This is a genomic window from Gordonia sp. PDNC005, assembly GCF_016919385.1.
In the GTDB taxonomy this organism is placed as follows: domain Bacteria; phylum Actinomycetota; class Actinomycetes; order Mycobacteriales; family Mycobacteriaceae; genus Gordonia.
Map to the genome: position 1 here is coordinate 4,018,123 of NZ_CP070351.1, position 25,043 is coordinate 4,043,165.

General features: G+C 65.5%; 22 protein-coding genes. 7 read left to right on the forward strand and 15 right to left on the reverse strand.

All coding sequences use genetic code 11. From position 1 onward, the window contains the following. Positions 1-64: 64 nt before the first annotated feature. The gene (locus JVX90_RS19355; protein WP_205330274.1) at positions 65-3,382 is read right to left on the reverse strand and encodes an arabinosyltransferase domain-containing protein; all 3,318 of its coding nucleotides are present in this window, start codon (positions 3,380-3,382) and stop codon (positions 65-67) included. An 81-nt stretch (positions 3,383-3,463) separates the two neighbouring features. Continuing rightward, complete coding sequence (thpD, locus tag JVX90_RS19360) at positions 3,464-4,378, reverse strand: ectoine hydroxylase (protein ID WP_205330275.1); 915 nt, start codon at positions 4,376-4,378, stop codon at positions 3,464-3,466. 151 nt (positions 4,379-4,529) lie between these two features. Between thpD and JVX90_RS19365 the strand changes: the two genes are divergently transcribed. The 3 genes from JVX90_RS19365 (at position 4,530) to JVX90_RS19375 (ending at position 7,197) form a co-directional block, all read left to right on the forward strand. Further along, entirely contained in the window at positions 4,530-4,934 is a 405-nt protein-coding gene (locus JVX90_RS19365) for a thioesterase family protein (RefSeq protein WP_205330276.1), read from the forward strand. Between the two features lie 96 nt (positions 4,935-5,030). Continuing rightward, positions 5,031-5,471, forward strand: a complete 441-nt coding sequence (gene aroQ, locus JVX90_RS19370) for a type II 3-dehydroquinate dehydratase (RefSeq protein WP_205330277.1) — start codon at positions 5,031-5,033, stop codon at positions 5,469-5,471. A gap of 298 nt (positions 5,472-5,769) precedes the next feature. Beyond that, positions 5,770-7,197 (forward strand): DEAD/DEAH box helicase, encoded by a 1,428-nt coding sequence (locus JVX90_RS19375; RefSeq protein WP_205330278.1) that lies wholly within the window; start codon positions 5,770-5,772, stop codon positions 7,195-7,197. Positions 7,198-7,340: 143 nt separating this feature from the next. Here JVX90_RS19375 and JVX90_RS19380 read toward each other — a convergent pair whose 3' ends face one another. The 4 genes from JVX90_RS19380 to JVX90_RS19395 are packed head-to-tail and all read right to left on the reverse strand — an operon-like array spanning position 7,341 to position 12,265. Next, complete coding sequence (locus JVX90_RS19380; RefSeq protein WP_205330279.1) at positions 7,341-8,096, reverse strand: MBL fold metallo-hydrolase; 756 nt, start codon at positions 8,094-8,096, stop codon at positions 7,341-7,343. A 5-nt stretch (positions 8,097-8,101) separates the two neighbouring features. Further along, positions 8,102-10,048, reverse strand: coding sequence for a galactan 5-O-arabinofuranosyltransferase (locus tag JVX90_RS19385; RefSeq protein ID WP_205330280.1), 1,947 nt, complete (start codon positions 10,046-10,048; stop codon positions 8,102-8,104). 6 nt (positions 10,049-10,054) lie between these two features. After that, positions 10,055-10,816: a decaprenylphospho-beta-D-erythro-pentofuranosid-2-ulose 2-reductase gene (locus JVX90_RS19390; RefSeq protein WP_205330281.1), complete on the reverse strand. Its 762-nt coding sequence runs from the start codon at positions 10,814-10,816 to the stop codon at positions 10,055-10,057. Between the two features lie 30 nt (positions 10,817-10,846). Continuing rightward, positions 10,847-12,265, reverse strand: a complete 1,419-nt coding sequence (locus JVX90_RS19395) for an FAD-binding oxidoreductase (protein WP_205330282.1) — start codon at positions 12,263-12,265, stop codon at positions 10,847-10,849. Between the two features lie 91 nt (positions 12,266-12,356). Here JVX90_RS19395 and JVX90_RS19400 point away from each other — a divergent pair, with 91 nt between their 5' ends. Continuing rightward, positions 12,357-12,788 carry a universal stress protein gene (locus JVX90_RS19400; protein WP_205330283.1) on the forward strand — a complete coding sequence of 144 codons (432 nt, stop codon included), beginning with the start codon at positions 12,357-12,359 and terminating at the stop codon, positions 12,786-12,788. Between the two features lie 164 nt (positions 12,789-12,952). On the opposite strand, the gene JVX90_RS19405 is transcribed toward JVX90_RS19400, so the two are convergent. Then, positions 12,953-14,173 carry a lipase family protein gene (locus tag JVX90_RS19405; protein WP_205330284.1) on the reverse strand — a complete coding sequence of 407 codons (1,221 nt, stop codon included), beginning with the start codon at positions 14,171-14,173 and terminating at the stop codon, positions 12,953-12,955. Positions 14,174-14,247: 74 nt separating this feature from the next. Here JVX90_RS19405 and JVX90_RS19410 point away from each other — a divergent pair, with 74 nt between their 5' ends. Further along, on the forward strand, positions 14,248-14,742 hold the full coding sequence (locus tag JVX90_RS19410; RefSeq protein ID WP_240193969.1) for a GtrA family protein: 495 nt from the start codon (positions 14,248-14,250) through the stop codon (positions 14,740-14,742). A gap of 14 nt (positions 14,743-14,756) precedes the next feature. Here JVX90_RS19410 and JVX90_RS19415 read toward each other — a convergent pair whose 3' ends face one another. Both JVX90_RS19415 and JVX90_RS19420 read right to left on the reverse strand, forming a co-directional pair. Then, positions 14,757-15,872, reverse strand: coding sequence for a DUF5685 family protein (locus JVX90_RS19415; protein WP_205330285.1), 1,116 nt, complete (start codon positions 15,870-15,872; stop codon positions 14,757-14,759). 797 nt (positions 15,873-16,669) lie between these two features. Next, positions 16,670-16,999 (reverse strand): hypothetical protein, encoded by a 330-nt coding sequence (locus tag JVX90_RS19420; protein ID WP_205330286.1) that lies wholly within the window; start codon positions 16,997-16,999, stop codon positions 16,670-16,672. Between the two features lie 83 nt (positions 17,000-17,082). Here JVX90_RS19420 and JVX90_RS19425 point away from each other — a divergent pair, with 83 nt between their 5' ends. Together JVX90_RS19425 and JVX90_RS19430 are read left to right on the forward strand one after the other, a co-directional pair. Next, positions 17,083-17,766, forward strand: a complete 684-nt coding sequence (locus JVX90_RS19425; RefSeq protein WP_205330287.1) for a class F sortase — start codon at positions 17,083-17,085, stop codon at positions 17,764-17,766. Between the two features lie 277 nt (positions 17,767-18,043). Beyond that, entirely contained in the window at positions 18,044-19,747 is a 1,704-nt protein-coding gene (locus JVX90_RS19430) for a cutinase family protein (protein WP_205330288.1), read from the forward strand. A gap of 30 nt (positions 19,748-19,777) precedes the next feature. Here JVX90_RS19430 and JVX90_RS19435 read toward each other — a convergent pair whose 3' ends face one another. The 6 genes from JVX90_RS19435 to JVX90_RS19460 form a co-directional block, all read right to left on the reverse strand. Beyond that, positions 19,778-20,806, reverse strand: coding sequence for a fused (3R)-hydroxyacyl-ACP dehydratase subunits HadA/HadB (locus JVX90_RS19435; protein WP_205330289.1), 1,029 nt, complete (start codon positions 20,804-20,806; stop codon positions 19,778-19,780). A 39-nt stretch (positions 20,807-20,845) separates the two neighbouring features. Beyond that, on the reverse strand, positions 20,846-21,724 hold the full coding sequence (locus tag JVX90_RS19440; protein ID WP_205330290.1) for a TIGR03619 family F420-dependent LLM class oxidoreductase: 879 nt from the start codon (positions 21,722-21,724) through the stop codon (positions 20,846-20,848). Between the two features lie 129 nt (positions 21,725-21,853). Continuing rightward, positions 21,854-22,753, reverse strand: coding sequence for a glycosyltransferase family 2 protein (locus tag JVX90_RS19445; RefSeq protein ID WP_205332509.1), 900 nt, complete (start codon positions 22,751-22,753; stop codon positions 21,854-21,856). Positions 22,754-22,755: 2 nt separating this feature from the next. Further along, complete coding sequence (locus JVX90_RS19450) at positions 22,756-23,568, reverse strand: ABC transporter ATP-binding protein (protein ID WP_205330291.1); 813 nt, start codon at positions 23,566-23,568, stop codon at positions 22,756-22,758. 8 nt (positions 23,569-23,576) lie between these two features. Further along, a complete protein-coding gene (locus JVX90_RS19455) occupies positions 23,577-24,413 on the reverse strand; it encodes an ABC transporter permease (protein ID WP_205332510.1) in 837 nt (278 codons plus the stop codon). A gap of 64 nt (positions 24,414-24,477) precedes the next feature. Next, complete coding sequence (locus JVX90_RS19460) at positions 24,478-25,020, reverse strand: bacterial proteasome activator family protein (RefSeq protein WP_205330292.1); 543 nt, start codon at positions 25,018-25,020, stop codon at positions 24,478-24,480. Positions 25,021-25,043: the final 23 nt, after the last annotated feature.

Consider the following 25,043-nt stretch of genomic DNA (forward strand, 5'->3'; position numbering starts at 1 on the left):
AGGGGCAGGATTGGCAAGCTCGCTCAAGGGGCAGGGACTTGCGAGCTCGGCGGAAAGCCTCCGGTCAGTGGCGGATGGGAGCGGGACTCCAGAGTCCGCTGCGGGTGGAGGTGGAGTAGGTGATCTCCGCAGGGACGGCGCCGTCATAGGGCGTGTACTTCTCCAGGGCTCCCCAGTCGCGGCCGATGTCGCCTCGGAGGTACGTCGCGATGGTGTCGGCCTCCTGAGACACCTCGATCCAGCCGAGGGGGCCGCCGCCGAGAGCTCCCTGCCAGGTGCTGACCGCTGCCGACAGATCGGCGCCCGGCTTCACTCGCCACTTGGGGATCTCGACCACGCCTGCGTGGAAGTTGTAAGGCCGCTGGCAGGGGAACACCAGGCCGGACGTCCAGTCGACGTGAACCGGATCGGTGTCGCCGACAGTCTCCTGGAGAGTTGTCATCTCGGGTAGTCGCGGTGGAGTCACGATCAGGAACCGGTCGTCGGTCAAGTTGGAGTCGTTGGCGACGATCCGCACGGCGGTCACGCCCGACGGCAACGACGGAGTGTCGATCCGCACGTTGCGCCACGACGGCCGAGGACCGGGATCGATCATCGTCATATCGCTGGACGGTGCCAGATCGGCGTCACGGGTGGACGCGGTGATCGGATCCGTCGTGAACTCGATCCTCAGATCATCGGAGTCGAACAGGCCGGCGACGGAGAACGTCAGCAGCGGACGGTCCTTGTAGTCGGCGGGCATCCGGTACCAACCGGACGTCAAGTTGGCAGGTGTCTGCTCGTCCTTCATGTAGCTGCCTGCCACGGGCGTCCTGGACGGGTCGAGTTGGAAGGGCAGCTTGGCGAACGAACCGTTCGCGCCGGGAGTTGTTGTGGTGCCGCCGCCCGTTCCTCCGCTGTTCGAGATGAGCACGTCGGGGTCGGCGCCTGCGTTCCACGCCAAGACTCCGAGGGTGCCCGCGGGCGCCTTCGTCGTCAGATCGTCGGGTACGCCTGCGGGAGAGAAACCGGATGTCGAGCCGCGGTCACTCGCCGCCGGTTGAGATGTCGGGCCGAGGAGTGGATCACGCAGGGTGGCGTCGACCGGGTTCAGTTGGAACCGGCTCGGATCGGACTCGACCCATATCTTGTCGGCCATGCCGCACGGCTGCCCGGCGAGGGCTTCCAGGTTCGACCGGGGAACTGAGAACGACTGACTCTGCTTGACGCCGGTCATCGCGGCGGTGGCCAGCAAGAATGCGGCGACGGCACCTGCGGCGATCCCCAGCGGCGACGCGGCGAGGAAGCCGCCGACTCGATGTCGGAGGGTTCGCGGGTGCTTCACGACGGGGTCGACCCCCGTGAACGGCTCCCGGAAGTGGAACCAGAGCGCGAGCAGCAGCAGGGCCAATGAGGAGTAGAGAAGCACCTGGGGGAGGAGGACGCCACCGACCGAGACCTGCGCGGTCGACCAGGGCATCCCCCATGCGGACGCGTAGTAGAAGGAGTTCGGCGCCGTGAACGCCAAGCCGGTCACGAACACCACAAGTGCCGCGAACACCGTTCGGTTGCGCCGCGAATGTGTGGACGACGCGCTCATCGCGATCGCCGCGAGTCCCGCGAGAGCGGCCGCGAGTCCCGCGAAGACTCCGAAATGGTGGGTCCACTTGGTCGGCGTGAACATGAGGAACAACAGCGATCCGAAAGTGATGCCGACGATGCGGCGCGACGGACCGATCGCGGTTCCGGGGATCCGCGACTTGCGGATGAGGACCGCGCCCGCCACAGCCATCGCCAAGAACATGGCGACCACCGCGAACCGGCGCGCCACTGAGCCGTCGGCGGAGAACGCGAACAGTGACGAGTAGCGGTCGATCTCGTTGTACCAGTGAGACGACGGGCCGAGTTCGGTCTTCATCGTCGAGCCCTCGGTGAACGCGGTCAACGTCAGACCGGAGAACACCACGAAGATCACGAACGTTCCCGCGGCGACGATGGGTGCGAGGAGGCTGGCGTACGCGAGTGCAAGACCGCGGCCTGCCTGTTGTTGAACTTCTCGCGCACGTTTGACCAATGCGAGGAACATCGGCCGAGCCCCCGCGACGAGAGCGGCGACAGCGAGGACACCCGTCGGGCCTGCGGCGATGCTGAATGCGCCTGCTGCGCACGCGACGGCTGCGGGGAGCAGGCGACCCGTGGCGATTGCGCGTTCCACCGAGCACCAGGTCAGGAGTGCGCCGAGGCAGATGATGGGTTCGGGACGAAGTCCGTTGTTGAACGGGAACCATGCGACGAGGAACACGGCGGCCGCGGTCCACCCGACCGCGGGGCGAGTGATCGCCGCCCGACCGAGCCTTGGCAGGATCTCGTGCGAGATGATCAGCCAGGAGATGACGCCGCACGCCAAGGCGGGCAGCCGCACCCACGGGCTGGCCACGCTCACGTGGCTGAGCAGGCCGAACACCTGGTAGTACCAGCCGAACGGCGCCTCAGGTGCACCGAACCAGCGGAAGTAGTTCGCCGTGTAGTCGCTGTCCTGCGCCACCCGGGACATCGTCAGCAGATAGCCGTCGTCCGAGGTGTTCGGGCCGATGAAATGCCACACCAGCAGCAGTCCGACGACTACGTAGTCGCGCGGGTTCAGACGCCACCAGCGGGCCGGGAAGAACCGGCGGTGCCGACGTCCGTCGGTGCCGTCCAACCGAGCGAGCGCGGCCAGCGAGATCAGCATCGCGAGCACGCCGACGATGATCGCCGTCCACTTCAGCACGGTCGGTGTGGTCGTGTAGCGAGAGTCGATGACGACATGAGCGGACAGCCCCGGCAGTGCGGCCGCCGAGCCGTTGAGCTGGGTGTACAGGCCGGTCATCTGTGGACGCTGATCGCCGCCGGGTGTCTCGACGGTACTGCCTTCCCGCGGATCGCCCGAACCGGTCGTCAGCCCGACGAACTCGGCGGTCACCGCATCCGATGTCGCGTGGACGTCGATGCTCATGCACGACGACGACAGGACATCGTTCAGCGGTGCCGACACCAGAGGGATGTTGCGGTTGATCACTTCGACGCTGCGCTTGGCGGTCGGGGTGGCCTGCTCGCCGGTCACCCGGATCACCAGGCCGCGCTGCGTGGACTTCGCCGCAGACGGAGCTGTGGTCTCCAACAACACCGACTTGCCCGCGGGCAGGGCTCTTGCGGCCGAACAGGGGACGTTCACCGACAGGTCGATCGGCGTGTACGACATGAGCGGCGCGGACACGGAGTTCACCGTTCCGTTCTGCGGCCAGCTGATCTCCGACACTGTCTGCTTCACCGGCAGCAGGGGTGTCGCCAGGGCCAACACCAGACCCAGCAGGCCGGTGACGACGGCGACTATCTGGGCTTTACGGACGGTGAAGGCTGGCACAGCACGTCATCCTATCTGCCCCGATGTCCGGGTCCGGTCGTCCCCGCAGACCGGACCCGGAACTGTCGTGTCGAGCGAACCTCAGGAAAACACTGTGCGCGGCAACGGCGTCAGCGGCGTCGTGTCGAGGTCGGCGATGTACGACGGCCGGTGACGCGTCGCTGCGAACGGCGCGGTAGGAGCGTTGTGCACGCTGTTGAACACCAGGAACACGTTCGCCCGCGAGTACGGGGTGATGTTGTTGCTCGATCCGTGCATGGAGTTGGAATCGAAGAACAGCGCCGAACCGGCGGCACCGGTGAACTGTTCGATTCCGTGTTCGTAGCCGAGCTCGAACACCGTGTCGTCGTCGGGAACCCCGACCCGCTGCCGCTGCAGGGACTCGCGGAAGTTGTCGTCGGGCGTCTGTCCGACACACGGCACAAACGTGCGGTGTGCGCCGGGCATCAACATGAGTCCGCCGTTGAACGCGAAGTTGTCGGTGAGCGCGATCGAGACGCTCACGGCCCTCGGCGTCGGCAGACCGTCCTCGGCGTGCCATGTCTCGAAGTCGGAGTGCCACCCGAAACCGGTGCCGACCATGCCGGGCATCGCGTTGATGCGGGACTGGTGGATGTAGACCTCCGAACCGAGGATCTGTCTCGCTCGGTCGAGAATCCGCGGGGTGCGGGCCAACGCGTCGATCACCGGGCTGTGCCGGTGGACGGCGAAGATCGAGCGGACCGCGTCGCCGTTCGGCTCGCGGATGACGGCGCCCGAAGCCGCGACATCGGGGTCGCCGGTGAGCCGGTCGAACTCGGTCCAACACTCCTGGACCTGAGCGGGTGTCAGGAGCCCGTCCTCGATGTGGAAGCCTTTGGTGCTGTAGTCGTGGATCTCGTCGGCGGTGAACGGGCCGTCGACCGTGCCCCAGACGACGGGGTCGGGTCGCCGCACCATCGGGGCGGCTTCGTGAAGCCGCGTCGGATAGCGATCATGCACGTTCGTCGAACGCATGGCGCGCGTCGATGGGTCCGTGGTTGTGTCATTCGCAGTGGTCAAGGAATCCTCCCTTCCTACAGATGTGGTGATCTCGACGGTTGTCGAGTCCACCCTCCACCGCTACCAGAGCCGGCCGATCGGGGCATCCCGCCGATGAAAGGAAGTCATGCACGTCTACCGCCATCAGATCCGATATCACGAGACAGATGCGCAGGGATTCCTGTTCAACGCCCGCTATCTCGAGATCGCCGATGTGGCCATGACGGAGTTCCTGCGTGCTCTCGGCCACCGCTTTCAAGACCTCGGCGCCATCGGGTTCGATCCGTCGCTGGTGAAAGCGGAGATCAACTTCCGCAAGCCGACTCATTTCGACGACGTCGTGGACGTGGACGTGACCTGCAGCCACGTCGGACGGTCGAGCTTCGCCCTGCGGTACACGATGTCGTGCGCCGCGGCGCCCGTCTGCGACGTGGACATCACATATGTGAACATCGCCCGCGACACGGAGACCTCCGAACCGCTCCCCGGCGTGATCGCGGACGCGTTGCGCGCTCACGCGGGCCAGGTGTGACGCTCTGGTGTCGCGTGTCGAGAGTTCCTTGATAGTTGGCGGCGCCCACCACCGACCGTCTAGGAATTCTCAACACGCGACACTAGGGTTGGCGGCATGACCGATCTGCCGATCCTGCTGCTCAACGGGCCGAACCTGAACACGCTCGGAACACGCCAGCCGGACGTGTACGGTTCGGACACACTGGCCGACGTCGTCGCCCTCGCCGAGCGCACGGCCGCCGACGAAGGGTTCGGTCTCCGGGCGTTTCAGACCAACCACGAGGGCGAGATGATCGACGCGATCCACGCCGCTCGCGGTGAGGTGTCGGCGATCGTGATCAACCCCGGCGGGTGGACGCACACCTCGGTGGCGCTGGCCGACGCCCTGGTGATCCCCGAGGTGCCGATCATCGAGGTGCACATCAGCAACGTGCACGCTCGTGAGGCGTTTCGGCATCACTCATACATCTCGCCGATCGCGTCCGGGGTGATCGCCGGGTTCGGCGTCGCCGGTTACGAATTCGCCGTCCGCCGCGCGGCGACCCTGATCCGCTGACTCTTCGCTCATCGAGCCCTGTCAGGTTCGTTCATCGAGCGCAGTCGAGATGTGTCCCCCGTCGCATTCATCCCATGAATGACGGTCCCCGTCCGGTTGTGGCGTAGACTGATTCCATTCGGCGCGCCGCGCCGTGCGTCGTAGAACGCTTCCACGCAGACCCCGATCACCTCGCTGTGGTCGCTGGGTGCGTGAAAATTCATACGGCGAACCGACACGCCAACTCGCGCGTTTCGCCAACCGATCACACATCGGCAGTTTCTGCCGTGCTGTGATCCTTGCCCGCAAAGGCTGTTTCATGACTTCATTCGCTGATCTCGGCGTGCCCGCACCCATCGTCGACGCCCTCGCCGCCGACGGCAAGGCCTCGGCATTCCCCATCCAGGAGCACACGCTCCCCGATACCCTTGCGGGCCGTGATGTGCTCGGCCGCGGCAAGACCGGCTCCGGTAAGACCGTCGCCTTCGCGGTTCCGCTCGTTGTTCGCCTCGCCGAAGCAGGCGTGAAGCGTCGCCCCGGCCGCCCGACCGGACTGGTCCTGGCGCCCACCCGTGAACTCGCGACGCAGATCGCCACCCAGATCGAACCGCTCGCCGACGTCGTCGGGCTCCGCGTGACCACCGTGTTCGGCGGTGTCAAGCAGGCTCGGCAGGAACGTGCGCTTGGTGCCGGCGCCGACATCGTCGTGGCCTGCCCGGGTCGCCTCGAAGACCTGATGAAGCAGCGCATCGTCTCTCTCGACGATGTGAAGATCACGGTGCTCGACGAGGCTGACCACATGGCCGACCTCGGCTTCCTTCCCGTCGTCACCCGCATCCTCGCGGCGACCCCGGCCGGCGGCATGCGCATGCTGTTCTCGGCGACGCTCGACAACGGCGTCGACAAGCTCGTCAAGCGTTTCCTCAACAACCCCGTCACTCACTCGCTGGAGGACGCGACATCGCCGGTCGCGCAGATGACGCACCACGTGTTCCGCGTCGGGACCACCGCCGAGAAGACCGAGCTGGTCCGTGTCCTCGCGTCCGGCACCGGTCGTCGCATCCTCTTCACGCGCACCAAGCATCAGGCCAAGAAGCTCGCCAAGAAGTTGACAGCCGACGGCATCCCGGCCGTCGATCTGCACGGCAACCTCTCACAGGCGCAGCGCGACCGGAATCTCGCGTCGTTCGCGGCGCCGGAGGGCGCGAAGGTCCTCGTCGCCACCGACGTGGCGGCCCGTGGAGTGCACGTCGACGGCGTGGAACTGGTCGTACACGTGGACCCGCCCGCCGAGCACAAGGCGTACCTGCACCGTTCGGGTCGTACCGCTCGCGCCGGCTCGTCGGGCGACGTCGTCACGATCTGCCTGCCCGAGCAGTGGGGCGATCTCCGGAAGCTTCTGCAGAAGGCCGCCATCAAGGTGCCCGGCCAGCAGGTGACCGCGACGTCGGACGCCGTGACCGAACTCGTGGGCGAGCATGCTCCTCTGCGTCACCTTCCCGTGCAGGCTCCCGCGCAGCAGCAGCGTTCGGGCCAGGGTCAGGCGCGTTCCGGTCAGGGGCGCGGCTCGCGTGGCACCGGCCGTGGTCGTCGTGGTCAGGGCCAGGCGCAGGGCTCGAGCCAGAGCCAGCGGCAGAGCAGTGGCCGCGGCGAGCAGTCGTCGACTCGCGAGCACGGTGCCGCCGCGGTCAACCCGCGCCGCCGTCGCAGCGCGCGTCGCCCCGCAGGCGCTCCCGCAGCACGCTGAGAACGTCGCTCGTGGACCCAGCACCGATCGAGGGGTGTGGTGCTGGGTACACGAGCGGGCTGTTCGTCGTATCGACGCGTATGCGCCGAGAACTCGGCGACAACAGCGGGAATCGGCGAAGTACGTGGTGGTAGACGACGCGGTCAGTCGGAGGAGCGGGTCAACGCCTGTTCGACGAAGACCGCGATGTCACCGCGGAGCAGTGGGCCGTGCCCAGGCATCACAACCGTCGCGTCCAATGCGGCCAGCGATGCCACTGCAGCCTCATTCGCCGGGACGTCGTGCGTGAACACGTGACCGATGCACTGAGGTCCGGCGACAGCAGAGATCATGTGACCGCTGATCAGAGCGTCTCCGGTCACCGCGATCTCTCCGCCGCCGACGACGAACGCGCTGTGGCCGCGTGTGTGGCCATGGGTAGGCACGGCCACCGGTGAACCGGGAAGCGCCGACAGGTCAGTGAACGGCAGGGCGTCTGCGACGCCCGTCTTGTCGAGCGCGCCAAGCGGCATTACCTCACTCAACCACCGTAGGACACGCGGCCGGTATGCGATCCGGGCGATGTCCGTGGGTGAGGCCTGCTCGAGTAGGTCCCGGCGCGCGTGACCGACCTCGTCGGGGTCGGCGAACACGTCGAACGAATGTCCGCGTCGGAGTGCGGCGATACCGCCGAGATGGTCCACGTGTGCGTGGGTCAGGAGCGCGCCTCGGATCTCCTCAGGGGCGCTCCCGATCCGATTCAACGATTCGACGACGGCCGACGCGTGCCCAGGGTAGCCGCCGTCGATCAGGGTGACGCCGGAATCGTCCTGCAAGATCACCCAGTTGACCGTCGCCGTCGACACGAAGTGAGTGCGGACGTCGCCGTCGGAGATCGACGAGACCGTCAACGAGGCCATTCGTGTCAGCCCTTCTTCACGACGAGCACAAACGGCCCGACTTCGGTGACCGTGAACGCCGGGTCGTCGAACACGACGGGGGAGAACGTCACGTTGTATCGGCTCACGTTCGGGTCGTTCGGGAACACGTCCTTCGCGAGGCGCAGCGTGTAGCCGTCGGCGCTGTAGCGGAAGAGGAAAACGTCGGGCTTGCGCCACGGTGTGGCCGACATCTTGGTCATCAGCTCAGCGGTCGACGTGGCCTTCGACCATTCTTCGATGGCTGCGGCGCGCCTGTCGAATTCTGCGAGCGGATTCGCATAGTGCGAGGTCAGGCCCTGGAAGCCCCAATACGGGTAGATCGAGAGGAAACCGAAGTCGGCGGTCAGAACCACATTCTGATTCGCCGGCCGACCTGTCTGCTCGCGGATCAGCCGGTGGATCTCGGGGTAGTACGATTCAGCGCCGGCCGGGTGCTGGTCGGCTCGCTTTCCGTAGCCGTCGGTGTCGGTGTAGGCGGTGGTGATCTCGGACGACAGGTGCGCGGGAATCGCCTGCGTGAGGGCGATCGCGAACACGGCGGCGAGTACGCCGATCACGGTGCGAACGTCGCCGAAACGACGGACGGCGAGACGCGACAGCTCGACGATCCCGAACACGCCTCCCGCGACCAGCACAACAGCGGTGATCGGCTCGAGCCGGAACGACAGCAGCGTGGTGCCGATAGCCGTCAGTGCGAGTGACATGGCGGTCAGGCCGACGACACCCAACAAGGTCCAGCCGAGCGCCGCCGCGATGGTCCGCTGACGGACGCGCAGAAGCACCCAGACGAGACCGATGAGGGTGAGCACCCCGATCAGGTTGGTCTGGAACATCGGCAGGCCGAGGATCGCGCCGTTCTCGGGCAGATAATGCTCCGCGCTTCCCGACACCGGCACGGTGGCCGAGACTCGGTCCAGCAGGTACGGACCCCACACGATGAGCGCAAACAGGCCGGAGAGGATCCCGGCGGCGGCCAGCCGCACGATCACCGCGAGGTACCGCGCACGGGCGTCCGCGGAGGAGTCGACGGCGGAGTTCCGGGTCGACAGGAACACCTGGACGAGGCCGCCGAGCGCCATGAGGACTACGGTGCCCGCGAACAGTGCCGTGTACAGCGTGTACACGGTGGCGGAGACGCCGAGGAACACCCCGACTGCTGCCACCGCGAGCCAGTTCGTCTCACCGATGGTCGACGGGCCGTCGGCGAGTCGACCGCGCCCGCGGATCGCTGATGCGGCGACCACCATCATGGGCACGCCGACGAGGATCAACGTCGCCGAATACGGTTCAGGGGAGGCGTAAGCGATCGCAACGGCCGTCGACGCGAGGCCGACGGCGGTTCCGACTCCGACGCCGACCATCCGGTTCCACAACGCGGTGCCCAGGGCCGCGGCGACCGCGATCGACAGGATGGCCCACGGCTTGTACGCCTCCCAGCCGGGCAGCCCGACGACGTTGGCGAAACGTCCGCCGAACCAGAACCACGATGCCGGGTAATACGGCGACAGACCGTCGTACGTCATGTCCGCGAGATGCGGACTGTCGGTGAGACGGGTGAGGTACTCCGTGCGGAACTGCTGGTCCACAGACAGTCCGAACAGATACAGCTTGGTGGCGCCGAGTGGCATGCCGAGGGTGACGATCACCAGCAGTGCCGACGCGAGTGAGGACACCAGCGATGTGACCAGCGGTGACCGGCCGTACCGGTACGCGATCACGGCTACGGCGGCCAGGACGATGGTGACACCCTGGCCGAGGGTGGTGAGGGCTCGCGTCACGTTCGACGTGTTGAACGCGGGCCACCCGACCGCCCCGATCACCTTCAGGCCGACGTAGGCGGCGATCGCGGCCAATACGACGGCGCCGCCGAGTTCAACAACGTCGCGCAGGCGGCGGTTCTTCAGGATCTGTGTCGGGGCGGTGGACTGCACGGGAGATCAGATGGGCAGCTTGCGGAACACCGGACGCGGGATGTGGCGCAGCGCCATCATGATGAACCGGAACGGACCGGGGACCCAGACGATCTCCTTGCCCTTGTCGACGGCGGCGACCGCGAGACGTCCCACGTCCTCCTTGTTGACGGTCAACGGCGCTTCGGCGACGTGTGCCGACAATCGGGTGCGGACCTGACCGGGGCGGATCACGAGGACGCGGACACCCTCGGGGCGCAGTGCGTCGCCGAGTCCGAGGTAGAAGCCGTCGAGGCCGGCCTTGGTGGAGCCGTACACGAAGTTGGAGCGGCGGACGCGCTCGCCGGCGACCGAGCTCATCGCGATGATCTGGCCGTGGCCCTGCTCGCGCATCTTCTCGCCGAGGAGCACACCGACCGAGACGGCCGCGGTGTAGTTGATGTTCGCCTCGAGCACGGCGAGCTTCTGGTCCTGCCAGGCCTGCTCGTCGTCGCCCTGGATGCCGAAGGCGACGATCGCGACGTCGATGTCGCCGTTCGCCCATGCCTTCTCGATCACGTCGCGGTGCGTGTCGGTGGCGAGGGCGTCGAAGTCGATCTGCTCGACGGACGACGCGCCCGCATCGGTCATCTGCGCGACAGCGGCCTGCGCCGCGGGATCGTTCGGAACCGTTGCCAGGACCACCCGCATCGGTCCCTTGGTGAGGAACTCCGATGCGATGGCCAGGCCGATCTCAGACGACCCGCCGAGGATCAGGATGGACTGCGGAACGCCGACGGCGTTGAACATGTGGATCTGCTTTCTTGTGTTGTGCAGCGGTCAGACGAGTTCGAGACGACGGCCCATGTCGGACATGAACACCTGATTCGGGTCCACTCGACGACGGGTCGCGATCCACTCGTCCACCTGCGGGTACATGGCGTGGAAAGTCTCGGCGGTGGTGCGCGAGTCCTTCGCTGTGTAGAGCCGGCCGCCGATCTCCATGACACGACGGTCGAGTTCGGAGACGAACTCGTGCAGGCCGCGCTTGATCGGGAAGTCGACGCAGATGTTCCAGCCGGGCATCGGGAAGCTCAGCGGCGCCTGGTTGCCCTCACCGAACAGCTTGAAAACGTTCAGGAAGCTGACGTGTCCGGACGCCTGGATGTCGTAGATGATGCCCTTGAACTCTTCAACGGCCTCCGGCGGCACGATGAACTGGTACTGCAGGAAGCCCTTCGAACCGTAGGCGCGGTTCCAGTTCCCGAACAGGTCGAGCGGGTGATAGAACTGCGTCAGATTCTGGACCTTGCCCTGGTAGTTCCCGCCCATGCGGTAGTACGCCTCGCCGACCATCGAGAAGTTCATCTTGTTGGCCAGGCCATTGGGGAAGATGTCCGGGAAGTTGACGAGTGTGGGCGCGTCGAACTTCAGCGGATCCTTCGCGAGCTTGTCCGGCAACTGGTCGAGGCGGGCGAGGCTGCCGCGCGAGAACGTTCCACGTCCCAGGCGCGGAGGCTTGCTGATCGCGTCGAACCAACCGGAGCTGTACGTGTAGTTCTCCTCGGAACCGTCCATGTGCAGCGCGATGGTCTCGTCGAGGCTCTTGGTCACGGTGCCGTCGGCGATGAAGTACGCGGTCTCGGTGCGCGTCATCTTGATCTTGGCGCGCAGGATGATGCCGGTGAGTCCGATGCCGCCGATGGTCGCCCAGAAGATCGACGCGTCGGGGTCGTCGCTGCTGCCCTCGGGGGTGAGGGTGAGGATCTCGCCGGACGCGACGAGCAGCGTGATCTCAACGACGTGATTGCCGAAGGAGCCAGAGCTGTGATGGTTCTTGCCGTGGATGTCGCAGCCGATGGCGCCACCGATCGTCACCTGGCGAGTGCCGGGCAGAACGGGAACCCACAGGCCGTGAGGCAGAGCGACGCGCATCAGAGTGTCGAGGTCGACGCCGGCGTCGAGATCAACGATGGCGGTCTCGTCGTCGATGCTGTAGATCCGCGTCAGCTGGGTCATGTCGATGGTGAGCCCGCCCGAGTTCTGAGCGTTCTCGCCGTACGAGCGGCCGAGACCACGCGCGATGACACCGCGCTTGAGGTACGACGGCTTGTCGGCGTTGTGGTCGGCGACGCGTGCGACGGCGTCGGCGATGACCTCGGGGTACGGCGTCGACAGCACGTGCGCCTGCGTCGGCATGGTCCGCCCCCAGCCCATCAGCGTGCGGGTCTGGATCGGGAGAAGGTCTGTGTTCGTCATCGAAGTAGAGGTTACCCGCCCGTCACGTCAGAAGGTCCCTGTCGTGACGGTCGTCTACATTCTTTGAGCAGAGGGGTTCGAAAGGAAACGCATGATCGTCGTCGGATATGCAGGCGGTTCAGCGGGCCGAGCCTGCCTGGAACAGGGCATTGTCGAAGCGACCGTCCGAGACACCTCGATGCTGCTGATCAGCGCGGTGTCGACTGGACGTGGGCAGCGGATGGTGGATGCCGACGAGATCGCCGAGGTACAGGCGCGCCTGAGCCGCTCAGGGATCAAATTCGAGATCAGGCAGCCGATCGGAGCCGATCCGTCGGAGGAACTGCTGCGTGCGATGGACGCCGACGACGCCGACGTCCTGGTGATCGGGATGCGCCGACGCACCCAGGTCGGGAAGCTCTTCATGGGCTCGACATCGCAGTATCTGCTCATCGAGTGCAGCAAGCCGATCCTGGTGGTGAAGCCGAACAGAACGGCCGCGACGCCCGTCGACCCCGCCCCCGGGGGCCCCACTGCTCCTTGAGCCAGGCCCCTCTCCGTGAGCGCAGACCCCCTCTCCGTGAGCGCAGACTCCCTGTCTCCGTGAGCGCAGGTGCCCCTCTGCTCCTTGAGCGAGCTTGCGAGTCGAAAGGTCGTAACGACGGACCTTTCGACTCACTTCGTTCACTCAAGGAGCAGACAGCAGGCTCAGCGCATGATGCGCGCGAGGAACGGTGTGGAGTCCTTCATGGACGCGAGGACCGTTCCGGAGTGATCCTGCGTCGGGTAGATGTGCAGGTCGACGGGCTGTCCGGCGGCACGCATCTGTGCGTACAGCGACAGTGCCGATGGTGCGGGGACGTCCATGTCCTTGAGCCCCTGACCGAGGAAGATCGGGCGGTCGTATCCCGAGTACGGCGTGCTCATGTACTTGACGAGAGCCGCCTGGACGCCCGGAATCGACGAGATCGGGCGGGTGAACCAGGAGTTGACCTTCGCACCGGTCATCTTGGCGTGCAGCTCCGGGTAGCAGAGGGTCTTCGCCTCGGCGACCACGCTGCGTCCCTTGGCGCTCAGGATGCGGTCGAGGTGAAGGTCGGGACGTGCGTCGCCGAAGCCGGCGAGGATGTACGCCGAGTACGTCGACAGTCCGGCAGGCATGCCGATCGGCGGGAACGACGGACCGGCCTGCCACACGATGTGCTCGATGTTGGCGGGGGTGCCGGTCGCGACCACGCCGCGGTAGTCCAGGCCGGAGCCTCGGGAGATCGACGTCGCGCGTCGAGCTGCGTTGAGGGCGGCGCTTGCGCCCTGCGACTGTCCGACGATGGCCCAGGTCCGGCTCAGCGGCAGACCCGCCTTCTGCGCGGCGATCACCGAGTCGACAGTCGACGACGCCTGCACTGCGCCGCTCAAGTAGCTCATCAGGCCGGGGGTGCCGAGGCCGACGTAGTCGGTGGCGACGACGGCGTATCCCTGATTCAGCCAGTGACCGAGGTACGCCACGTCGCGTTCACTGCGGGGCTGCGCCGACGGAGCGCAGTTGTCCCCGAGTCCAACGGTGCCGTGTGCCCAGGCGACGACTTTGTAGCCGCCCTTCGGAGCGGGACGCTTCGGCAGGAAGATCGCGCCGGTGCTCACTGCGGGCTTTCCGTGTACGTCGGTCGACGCGTACAGGACTCGGTAGGCCTGGCCCGCGGCGGGCAGCGTGACCGACTGGTCGAGCGGAGTCTTCGAGATCAGGGTGCCGTGCGCGCCGATCGGGCCGTTGTAGGCCCTTGCATCCAGGCCGGACCATACCGGTGCGCCGGTGGCGGCGTCGTCGGCGTGCGCCTGCGGAGCGATGAGAGCCGTGCCTGCCGTCGCGACCACGGCGAGTGCAGCGGCGACAAGTGCGCGCGAGAACCGAGAACGAATGGAGAAGCTCATAGGGGATGACATTAGACCTGCGTCACAACGCATTCATAACGGATCTGCTCAGTTTCGGCGGCTACCCTGAATCGGTGCCCGAACCAACACCTGGTGAACATCCGTCGCATGACGACTTCGCGACTCGCCATGCCCCGATGCCGATCGAGCTGCCGTTCGACGACGAGGAGGCGTCGACAAGTGTCGACCTGAAGACCCAGTTGATTCGCTTCGTCGCGACCGGCGCCCTGTCCGCAGTGTTCGACTTCGGTCTCACCCTGCTGCTCCAGGAGGCCTTCGGCGCCCCGTTCTGGCTGGCTAAAGCCGCAGGCTTCATCCTCGGGACGACGATCGCCTACCTCATCAACCGTCGGTGGACGTTCCGTGCGGAACCGAGCAGGGCCCGGTTCGTCGCCGTCGTCCTGCTGTACGCCGTGACGTTCTTCGTCAATGTCGGTCTCTACAACTGGCTGATGCACGAGTGGGGAACCGCGTTCCTGATGGTCGCGCTGGCGTTCTGCATCGCCCAGGGCGTCGCGACGGCCATCAACTTCGTCGTCCAGCGGGCAGTGATCTTCAGAATCAAGTGATCTGACCCGTTCAGTCAGCTGCAGTCGCAACAATCGCAGCAGTCGCAGTCGCAGTCGTCGCACGACGGGTCGACCCACTTGTCGCTGCAGTGGTTCCAGTGGTCGCGGAACCAGCCCGCCCCGCAGAATGAGTTCCCGACGAAGGGCAGGATCCGCTGGTGGAACCTCCGATTCGGCGGAAAGGGCGGCGGGTACGGCCAGCCTTCCGGCCATGTCGGAGGCCGGAGCGGCGGCCACGTCGTTTGACCGGCGCCCAGGATGTCGATGTGACGATGAGCCCGGAGGTGATGCCGTCTCCGCACTGCCTGAGCGACGCCCTTCACAAGAAGAACGCGGAGCAGACGGTCGTCGTGCAGCGTGAGCTGCTCGTAGCGCTCGGCGATCCGATCCGCGAGCATCCCGGCGTGGTCAAGGGCCTGCTGGTCGGACGTCCCGGTTGAGATCAGCGGGTTGAACGCTCCGCCCTGAGCGTCGGCGTCGCGGTCCTCGACCGCGTCCAGCAGATGTGCGAGTCGGCCGTAGTCGGCGCCGATCGCTGCCAACACGTCCCGATTCTCGGGAGCTCCGGCCTGGTCTGCACTCGCCGCGAAGACCTCGGCGCACGCGGTCGCGGTCGGTTCGGTGAGAGCGGTGAGGTCGGCATGCCCGGCTTCGAGGCCGGCTTGCCGGTCCAGGGCAGTCAACACGGAATCGACGTCGAGAGTCGTGGTCGTCGTGCGATCGGCTCGGGTCCGGAGTGCATTCGCCGCCACGCGCGCGGCCTGCGACCTGATCGGTGACCGAGTTGCCAGACCCAACCGCTGTTCGGCGACCACATCGCGGGCCTTCGCCGTCGCCAACGTCAACGACGCGGTGGTCGCCAAGCTGACGCCTGGGTCGCCGGCCACCACTACATCGGCGCTCCGCATCCCGCGCAGCGCACAGGGCCCCGCCGTCCGGGTGTGCGCGGCAGGGACCCGCTGCGCGGCGGTGAGCACCGAGACCATGACTGTGTCGGTGTTGGTGGCCAGCCTCGCCCCCTGCCCGTGCCCGTCACGCAGTGACAGACACAACCCGCATAGATGGGCGCGCCATTCTCCACGTAACTCGTCGTCCAGAAGATGCCCGCAGGGCGCAAGGAGACCGAACATGCAATGACTCTAGGGGAGGCGAGTGGCGGCAGCTCGCATTTCCGCTGCTGCGATTGTGCTTGCCGAAAATGTGCCCGGTGTCGTCCGAACGTATGAAATACACAACGAGTTGTGCAATAACGTACCGAATTGACCGAGTTTGTGGTGACTTTTACCTAGCGAGTTGTCTAACGTGCTGTCGAGGATGAAATTCGCTACTGATTAGCTCGATTGAATGGGCTGATCGCTGAGAGCGCTAGAGAACAGGGAGTCGAGATGATTCACAACACCGAGCTCGGGACACGGACTCGCCGTGTGAAGTGGCAGAGGGGCGCAGCAATCGCTGCGGGCAGCGTACTGGCCGCGGGGGCGTCCCTGCTGCTGTTCGAGGGGCCACCGGCCCACGCCGACATGATTCCCCAGGGGCCGAACACGATCACGACCTGCTCGGGTCCCGGCCTGCAGATCAGCAACGACGTCGGGCAGGGCGGAGTCGGGGTGGGGCCGTACGAGAACGACACGCACCAATTGACGTATCTGGACTGCGGCGTCGAGGGCTCGACGACTCGTATCGTGCGGATGCCTGTCTACTTGACGACACCAGACGACGGCACCTCGATCACGACTGAGATCTGCCCGGGTTCGCCAGGAACCCTCACTCCGGTTGGGGGACCGGACCTGAACGGTGTTCAGGACTACGCCCTCACGGGTGTTCCGCTCGGGACTGTCGACAACCCCACCATCGTGAATGTGTGCACCACTGCCAGCTTCGACGATGCCCTCGTCGACGGCGAACCGTTTCTGAAGGGAGGCTGCGGCTACCCGGAGTTCGTTGCAAAGAAGGGAACCGCGATCCTTGAGCGATCCGTGATGTTCTCGAACACCGGGGGCAATATGTGCTGGTGGGTTCGAGACTCGACGACAACCGAGCCGTCGACCACGGAGCCGTCTTCCTCGACGACCGAGCCGTCGACGTCGACCACGGAGCCGTCCACGTCAGAACCGTCGAGTTCTACGAGCGCGCCGTCCTCGTCAACAACGCCGAGTGGGACGACCACTCCGAGTGGCACGAGTGCCCCGACGACGACCCCGAAGAACCCGACGCAGCCTACGTATCCGAAGGGTACGTACCCGCGTGGAACCATCACGTATCCGATTCAGGCGGCGACCGGTGGAACCGGAGCATAGTCGGGGCGGTCGTCACCGGCCCGAGGATCAGCCGCTTGATCTCGTGGAACGGGACGACTCTGCAGACAGGCCGGGTGCCGGCCGGGGTTGGAAGATCGCGATCGGCGCAGTCATTGCAGCGATTGTTCTGGCTGTCGGCGCGCTCGCGCTCGGGGGTGTCTTCGGGGGTGGCGCCGAGCAGAACGCTTCGGTGCCGACGACCCCTGTCATCGAACAGCCGACTGTGGTTCCGCCGAAGGCCAGTGGCGGAATCGTCCCGGCGAGACTCACAATCCCGTCGCTGAAGATGAATGCGGTCGTCGAGCCTAAGGGCACCGTCATGGAGTACGCGAAGTTCCTCGGTCACGAGGTGCCGAGCTTCGGGATTCCAGAAGGAATGAAGACGACGACCTGGTGGTCCGACGGTCCGAAACCGGGATCTGACGGGATGGCGGTAGTGCTGGGCCATACCCAGGTCGGAGGTGGTTACGGCGTGTTCAACGACATCGGGAAACTGCGACCAGGTAAGTCGATCGTTGTCGCGTCGAAGAAGGGCACCAAGATTCGGTTTCTTGTGACCAAGGTGGTGTCCGGAGTCAGCAAGTCCGATCCGGCGGCCCTGAACAAGGTGTTGTCCCGCGCTCCGAAGGGCTCCGGTATCGCGCTGGTGACGTGCGGCGGCCAGTTCGACTCTGCGCAGGGGGCGAGCGAGGACAACATCATTGTCTTCGGCGAGCTCGCCGGCTAGCCGAGACGCCCACAGTCCGTCTCTCGTGGGGTGAGACGGACTGTGGGCGCATCCTTTCAATTTCGATGCCTGAGAAGCGCTGACGTGTCCCCAACCATGAAACCGGTCAGTGAGTTCAGCCAGTTAGGTGAGAGTTCCAATGCTTTGGGGGGAACGACGACTCGCGATAGTGAGTCGAGGAATAGCAGTCAGTACTGCGATTGCAGTCGCGTGGACGGTCGCTGTCCCGCCGCATTCACAGGCTGACACGGGGTGCGCGCCGCTAATGGCCTACCTTGTGCCAGGTACGTGGGAGACCTCGGTGTCGGCGAATCCGCAGGCCCCCCGAGGCCTGCTGGCTGCAGTCGGGAAGCGATTGGCTGCTGAGTTCGGCAGTGACCTGGAGATTGTCTACCCTGCGTACGAGGCGAGCGCGTTCGACAACGGAAAGACGTACGCCGAGTCGGAGGTCGACGGCGTTGCGAAGGTGTCGGCCCTGTTGGAACGGTGCCCTGACTCGCGGACCGTACTGGCGGGGTATTCGCAAGGTGCCGATGTCGCAGGCGATGTCGCGTGGCGGATCGGGCACGGACAAGGTCCGATACCGGAGCGATCTCTGATCTCGGTCGGGCTGCTCGCTGATCCGAAACGGGGCGATTCGCCAGTCATCGGTCCTGACGTCACCGGGCGCGGAATCGCCGGTGACCGCCCCGGCGGGTACGGCGCAACGTCTGACACGATCTTCTGGCTTTGCAGCAGGACGGACCTGTACTGCAACGTGACGAACCGAAACCCCATCCTCGCGAAACTCGGGCGACTTCTCGGGTCTCCTGTGAAAGGTGACCCCGCCGACTTGGCGTTCTTGGTGTCGGACGCGTCGAGCGTCGACCTCGCGAGAGCGCGGGCCTCGGTGCGCCGACTCGTCCGGATCCAACATTCCGGAGAGTTCGACGCAGCGTCGGTGGCAGAGTTGTCACACCTGGCGCGGACAGTCGTCTCGACATTCCGACCGATTGTGGATTCAGACGGCTGGCTCGGTCACTCTGTGAACGAGTCGGCGGCGTTCGACTCTGGGCGAGGACCGGACGCGGCGGCGGTGCTGCGGGCGCTGTCGGGGATGGACACAACGGGGATACTCGAGGCTGCGAGCACGACAGTGTCGTTGAGTGCTCAGCTCTCCAAGACCGGAGACACCCTGGTGGCTCGACGCGTGGCCGACGCCGTGGCGCGGCTCGCCGGGCTGATCGCGCCGTTGTCCGAGTACGACGAGCAGGCTCTGGTGGCCGCGTCGACCAGCATGGGCCCCCTGAAATCGAGTTACGCGGTATCGCAGGTTCTGACCGTGGTGCAGGCGTTGACCGCGACCGACTTCGCGAGAATCGGGCGTGATCTGCGCACGCTGTCGAATCAGCTCGGTCGGCACGACGTGCATGCGGCGCACGCGACCGCTCAGTCGCTGAACCGCCAGCTCGAACCGTGGGTGTCTATGGCGGCGAACCTCGACTACGAGACCGTGTCGCGCCTTCTCATGATGATCCCCGACCCAACCGGCGAAATGCAGGCGCTTGCAGCACTTCTCAAGTTGATGGGGCGAATCGACATCGCAGGTGTCGCCAACCTCGCAGGCCGTCTCCAAGAGGTCGGCTGGCGTGCCGCATCCGGCGATGCTCGCGCCGCCGTCCAACTGCCGCCGATCGCACATGACTTCGCTGAGCTCATGAGCGCAGCGCTCGGCAGCAGGTGGCGCACCGACAGTGGTCAGCTCTATGAGGCCGTCGGCGGCCGACCGGCGTTCACTGTTGCGTCGGACCTGCGATCTTTCATCGATGTCGGTGACCTCGGGACGGTGGGAGCGTTCGCCAAAGACGGGTTTGATGCCGCGATCTTCCTGCGGTCGGGTGCACACACGTTGTCGTACTCTCGGCCTGTCTTCAACGGTCGGTCGGCCGTTGACGAGATCTACGAACGGTTCAGTTCGGCGTTGGCGGCTTCGCCAAGCTGATGTGACGTCGCTGACTCGGCTGTCGTCGGGTCAGGAGAACTGAACCAGCGCCGTGCACTTGCCGAATACGCGCTTGCCGTTGACCGAAGCGCCGAATGTGATCAGGCCGCGCTTGGTCTCGGGGTAGAGCGTTTTGATCTTGGCCGTGTACTCGACGAACGCAGGCTCGTTCGGCGGTACATACACTGCACTCGAGAAGCGTGCGCTGAGCTCGATGAAGGCAGCCGGATCGCCGACGAAAGCCGACAGGTAACCCGCGGCGGTGCCGAGCGTCAGCATGCCCTGGGCGACGACGGAGTCGAGCTTGGCCGCGGCGGCGAGCTCGTCGCTGTGGTGAATCGGGTTCGGATCGCCCGCGACTCCGACGTAATTGACGAGATCACCGCGTGTGAAGCGCTGGGTGCGCGGAGGGATCTCCTGCCCCTCGCTGACCGAGTCGAACGGGATCGCGCCGTAGGCGAAGGCGTGCGAACCGGGCTCGGGGATGTCGGCTGCTTCGGTAGGAACGAGCGGCAGTTCGTGCGACGCGGTCGGCGTGAACATCACGTCGTCGACCATCGAGATGAACTCGGCGGTGAGGCCGTCTCCGGTCTCGCCGGGGCCTGCGAGCGTGGTCCACGACTCTTGCATGACGCCCTTGTCGAGGTCGCGGATCACTGTCTTGCCTGTGAACAACTCCGCACCCGCGACAGACTTGTAGGAGTCCATCGACACATCCGACTTCAAGCGGTCGCCCGCAGTGATCGGCTTGTGGAAGATGAACCTCTGCTCCACCTGGAGGACACCGGACTTGAGCAGATCGCCGGGCACCACCGTGTCGAACAGCTGCGCCTGCGCCTTGGTGCCGTCGAGGACGACGATCGTCAACGGTGCCAGCAGCTTGTCGTGCCCGGCGTCGGCAGATTTGGCCTCGTCCCAGTGAACCGGGTTGTCGTCGTGCAGTGCCCGTGCGAACTCGCGGATCTTCTCGCGGCCCACCTCGTAATAGTCCTGGGTGGTGTACGTCTGGCCGATCGATGCCTCGATGGCTTGGACGCGCTCAGATCCGGTGACTGTCATGAGGGACCATTCTACCGAAGAGTAAGAAGCAGGACGGCGTCAGCCGTTGACCTTCGCGATGACATTCTCCGCATACCACGTCATGTTCTGGATCTTCGCCTCGAGCGGCTCGGTGTCGTTGCCGCGGACGTAGGGCACTCGGAAGCCGACGATGACATCGGTGATGCCCTTGTCCTCGAGGCGCTTGCAGCCGTCGACGGTGTAAGCGTCCATCGAGATCACGTGGATCTCGAACGGATCGTTCTCCTTGCCCTCGGCCTTGCGGATCTTGTTGATCTTGTCGAGCAGCGCATCGAGTTCCTCACCCGGTCCGCCGCCGTGCATCCAGCCGTCTCCGCGAATCACGGCTCGCTTGAGTGCGAGGTCGGCGTGGCCGCCGACGAGGAGCGGGATCGGTTCGGTCGGCGTGGGCGACATCTTGATCTTCGGGATGTCGTAGAACTCGCCGTGGAACTCGAAGTACCCGGGGGAGGTGAGACCCCGGATGATGTCCATGCATTCGTCCATGCGCTTGCCGCGGCGCTTGAAGTCGACGCCCATGATGTCGTAGTCCTCGGGCCACGGGCTGGTGCCGACGCCGAGCGAGAGGCGGTTGTTCGTCAGTGCGGCGATCGAGCTCGCCTGTTTCGCGACCAGGGCCGGCGGTCGGATGGGGAGCTTCAGTACAAACGGCAGGAAACGCAGGGTGGTCGTCACCGCGCCGAGAGCCGCGCACTGGATGAACGTCTCGACGAAGTCCTTGTCCTCGAGGAAGCCGCGGTCGCCGTCCGGCGTGTACGGGTACGTAGCGTCGGACTCCTCGGGGTAGGCGACGGAGTCGGGGACCGTGATGCCGTTGAAGCCGACGGACTCGGCCGCCTGCGCGAGCGGTGCGTAGTAGCTGATGTCGGTCATCGCCTCGGCGTACGTGAATCGCATGACGCCCACACTAGAACATGTTCTATTTTGTGTCGACGGAATCGATGATTCGACTCGCTGCGTCGGTCTTTAGTGAGCGCAGCGAGACGTAAGGCGCTCAATGAGCGAGCGGGAGGTGACGGTTGAGCGTCAGGGGCGGGAGAAGCGCTCCGACCGGCCGAGCTTCCGCAGCCGCATCCATTCGCGGAAGCCTGCGACGTCGCGCTGCTGGACCAGGAAGAACCAACCGAACCGCGCGTACTCCTGGGGGAGGAGCTTGCGCATGCCCGGCTGACTCATCAGGTAGCCGCGGTTGCGATACGTGAAGTAGCGCTTCACGTCGTTGTCCGGGTACTGGGTGTGCATGCGCCCGCCGAGGATGGGACGGAACTCATCGCTGCCGTCCGGATGGAGGTACGCGGTGGTCAGGCAGGTTCCGAAGGCGATTCCGGACCGTGCGAGACGACGATGCATCTCCACCTCGTCGCCCCGGAAGAACAAGCGGAGATCGGGGACGCCGATCTTCTCGAGCGTGTCGACGGAGAAGAGAGCGCCGTTCATCAGCGACGCGATGTCGGGCAGCAGATCGTCCGACGTCGACTCGCCGTCGCCCGAGAACAGTTCCGACCGCTTCCGCCGCCACACCAGGCCGCGTCGCAGGGGGAACGCGAGATCGTCGGGTGAGTCGATGTTCACCACAACCGGCGACACCTGGCCCAGCCGGTGGCGATCGGCGCAGGCGAGCAGCGTCGACAGGACGGTGGGGCCTTCCGGTCGGCCGTCGTCGTCGGCGCACCACACCCAGTCGGCGCCGAGCGCCAACGCATGCAGCATGCCCAGGGCGAAACCGCCCGCACCGCCGAGATTGTGCTGCGACGGGATGTACGTCGTGGGGATCGGCTGACTCGTGACGAGCTCTCCGACTTCGGGTTCCGCGGCGTTGTCGACGACGATCAGGTGGTCGAGCGCACGGTCCTGGCTCGAGAGGACGGCGAGCGACTCGGCGAGCAGTTCGCGTCGTTTATGGGTGACGACGACGCCTACGACCATGGTCACTTGGCGACGTCCTTGCCGGTCTCGGCGAGGACCTTGCGGACCTGAGCGGCGGCGTCCGGGCCCTGGTAGGCGCCGACGACCTCTTCGATGCCGCCGTCCATGCGGATCTGGCCGTGATCGATCCAGAGGGCGCGATCGCACAGCTGGGCGAGGAACTCGTTCGAGTGGCTCGCGAACACGAGGATGCCCGAACGTTCCACGAGGGCCTGCAAACGGACACGGGCCTTCTTCATGAACTCGGCGTCCACTGCGCCGATGCCTTCGTCGAGGATGAGGATCTCGGGGTCGATGCTGGTCACGACTCCCAACGCGAGGCGGACGCGCATACCGGTCGAGTAGGTTCGCAGCGGCATCTCGAGGTAGTCGCCGAGCTCGGAGAACTCCGCGATCTCATCGGTCTTCTTGAGCATCTCCCGACGGCTCATGCCGAGGAACATGCCACGGATCAGGATGTTCTCGTACCCGGAGATCTCCGGGTCCATGCCGACGCCGAGATCGAAGACCGGCGCCACCCGACCGGTGACCTTGGTAGCGCCTCGAGTCGGCTCGTAGATGCCCGACAACAGTCGCAGCAGTGTCGACTTGCCCGCGCCGTTGTGGCCGACGAGCCCGACGCGGTCGCCGTGTTCAAGGTGCAGGTTGATGTCGCGGAGTGCTTCGACGACGACGGTCTTCGAGCCGTTCGACCCGATGATGCCGCCGGCCGCGCCGACGACCGCTTTCTTGAGCGAGCGGGTCTTGGCGTCGAAGATGGGGAAGTCGACGCACGCATCCCACGTGTCGACTCTGATGTCGGTGTTGTCTGCCACGGCTGCTCCTAAACCCAGTACGCCACGCGGGCGCGGAAATTGCGCATCACCAGCAGTGCGGCTATCCAGCCGACCGCGGTGCAGCCGAGCACGATGCCCCAGTGATAGAACTCGACGTGGTCGCCGAGCAGCGGACCGCGTGCGATCTCCAGGTAGTGGAACATCGGATTGAGTTCGACGTACTTCAGTTTGCTCGAACCGGAGTCTCCGACGTCGCTCAAAGTCTTGGCCGACCAGATGATCGGCGTCATGAAGAACACGAGGCGGACGGCAGTGGTCAGCAATTGGCCGATGTCGCGGAATCGGGTCGACAGGATCCCGAACACCACCGTCACCCAGATGGCGTTCAGCACGAAGAGTCCGACGGCCGGGATGACCAGAAGGGCAGACCAGTCGACCGGCGGCCGGAAGATCGCGAACACGATCGCGTAGATGACGATGTTGTGCGCGAAGATGATGAGACTGCGCCACACCACCCGGTACACATGGACGCTGATCGGCGCGGGCAGCTGCTTGATCAGGCCTTCGTTGGTGGAGAAGACCACCGAACCGTCGAGGACGGTGGTCTCGATGAATCCCCAGAAGATGAAGCCCAGCAGCACGTACGGCAGGAACGTCTTGATGTCCTGGTGGAAAAGTTCGCCGTACAGGATGCCCATCGCGACGGCCGTGACGCCGGTCGCGATGGTGATCCACAGGGGACCGAGGACGGAACGCTTGTATCGCTGCTTGATGTCGGTCCAGCCGAGATGCAGCCAGAGTTCGGAGGTGCGGAAGCCCTCGATGAGGTCTTGGACGCCTCGTGCGAAGGTTCGCGAATCCGAGGTGGGCGGAGCCGGCGGAATGGTCCGGCCGGGTGCTCCGCCGTCATTGGCTACGGCTGACACAACGTCACAGCATACCGGCGGGTCACAAGTACTGGCCGGTGCTGTGGTTGTCGGACATGTCACCCACGCCAGGCGGCAGTACTCCCTGCCTCATCTGCTCGAGCTGCCCGCGGGCCGCCATCTGCTGCGCAAACAGGGCGGTCTGGATGCCGTGGAAGACACCCTCGAGCCACCCGACGAGCTGAGCCTGAGCGATGCGGAGCTCCGCATCCGTAGGCGTCGCGTCGTCGGAGAAGGGAAGTGCCAGACGGTCGAGCTCTTCCCGCAGTTCCGGGGCGAGACCGTCCTGGAGTTCGCCGATCGACGTGCGGTGGATGTCGGCGAGTCGCTGGCGGCTCGCCTCGTCGAGCGGAGCCGCGCGAACCTCTTCGAGGAGTTGTTTGATCATCGTCCCGATCCGCATCACCTTCGCGGGTTGCTCGACCATCGCCGTGACCGGGTCGCCTGCGGTCTCCGACGAGGCCGCAGGCGTTCCGAACTCGACGATGGGCTCGTCGTCGGGGTTCGACGGTCCGGGTGCCATCGGATTGCCGGGGAATGAGGTGCCGAACATCTCGGGAAGCATGCCTCCATTGTGCCTGTGCCGGG

Coding starts and splice junctions, on each gene's coding strand:
- thpD (WP_205330275.1), bottom strand. CDS start 4,378: ATGCGTTCGACGAACGTGCATGATCGCTATCCGACGCGGCTTCACGAA.
- JVX90_RS19365 (WP_205330276.1), top strand. CDS start 4,530: ATGCACGTCTACCGCCATCAGATCCGATATCACGAGACAGATGCGCAG.
- aroQ (WP_205330277.1), top strand. CDS start 5,031: ATGACCGATCTGCCGATCCTGCTGCTCAACGGGCCGAACCTGAACACG.
- JVX90_RS19375 (WP_205330278.1), top strand. CDS start 5,770: ATGACTTCATTCGCTGATCTCGGCGTGCCCGCACCCATCGTCGACGCC.
- JVX90_RS19380 (WP_205330279.1), bottom strand. CDS start 8,096: ATGGCCTCGTTGACGGTCTCGTCGATCTCCGACGGCGACGTCCGCACT.
- JVX90_RS19390 (WP_205330281.1), bottom strand. CDS start 10,816: ATGTTCAACGCCGTCGGCGTTCCGCAGTCCATCCTGATCCTCGGCGGG.
- JVX90_RS19395 (WP_205330282.1), bottom strand. CDS start 12,265: ATGACGAACACAGACCTTCTCCCGATCCAGACCCGCACGCTGATGGGC.
- JVX90_RS19400 (WP_205330283.1), top strand. CDS start 12,357: ATGATCGTCGTCGGATATGCAGGCGGTTCAGCGGGCCGAGCCTGCCTG.
- JVX90_RS19405 (WP_205330284.1), bottom strand. CDS start 14,173: ATGAGCTTCTCCATTCGTTCTCGGTTCTCGCGCGCACTTGTCGCCGCT.
- JVX90_RS19415 (WP_205330285.1), bottom strand. CDS start 15,872: ATGTTCGGTCTCCTTGCGCCCTGCGGGCATCTTCTGGACGACGAGTTA.
- JVX90_RS19435 (WP_205330289.1), bottom strand. CDS start 20,806: ATGACAGTCACCGGATCTGAGCGCGTCCAAGCCATCGAGGCATCGATC.
- JVX90_RS19440 (WP_205330290.1), bottom strand. CDS start 21,724: ATGCGATTCACGTACGCCGAGGCGATGACCGACATCAGCTACTACGCA.
- JVX90_RS19445 (WP_205332509.1), bottom strand. CDS start 22,753: ATGGTCGTAGGCGTCGTCGTCACCCATAAACGACGCGAACTGCTCGCC.
- JVX90_RS19460 (WP_205330292.1), bottom strand. CDS start 25,020: ATGCTTCCCGAGATGTTCGGCACCTCATTCCCCGGCAATCCGATGGCA.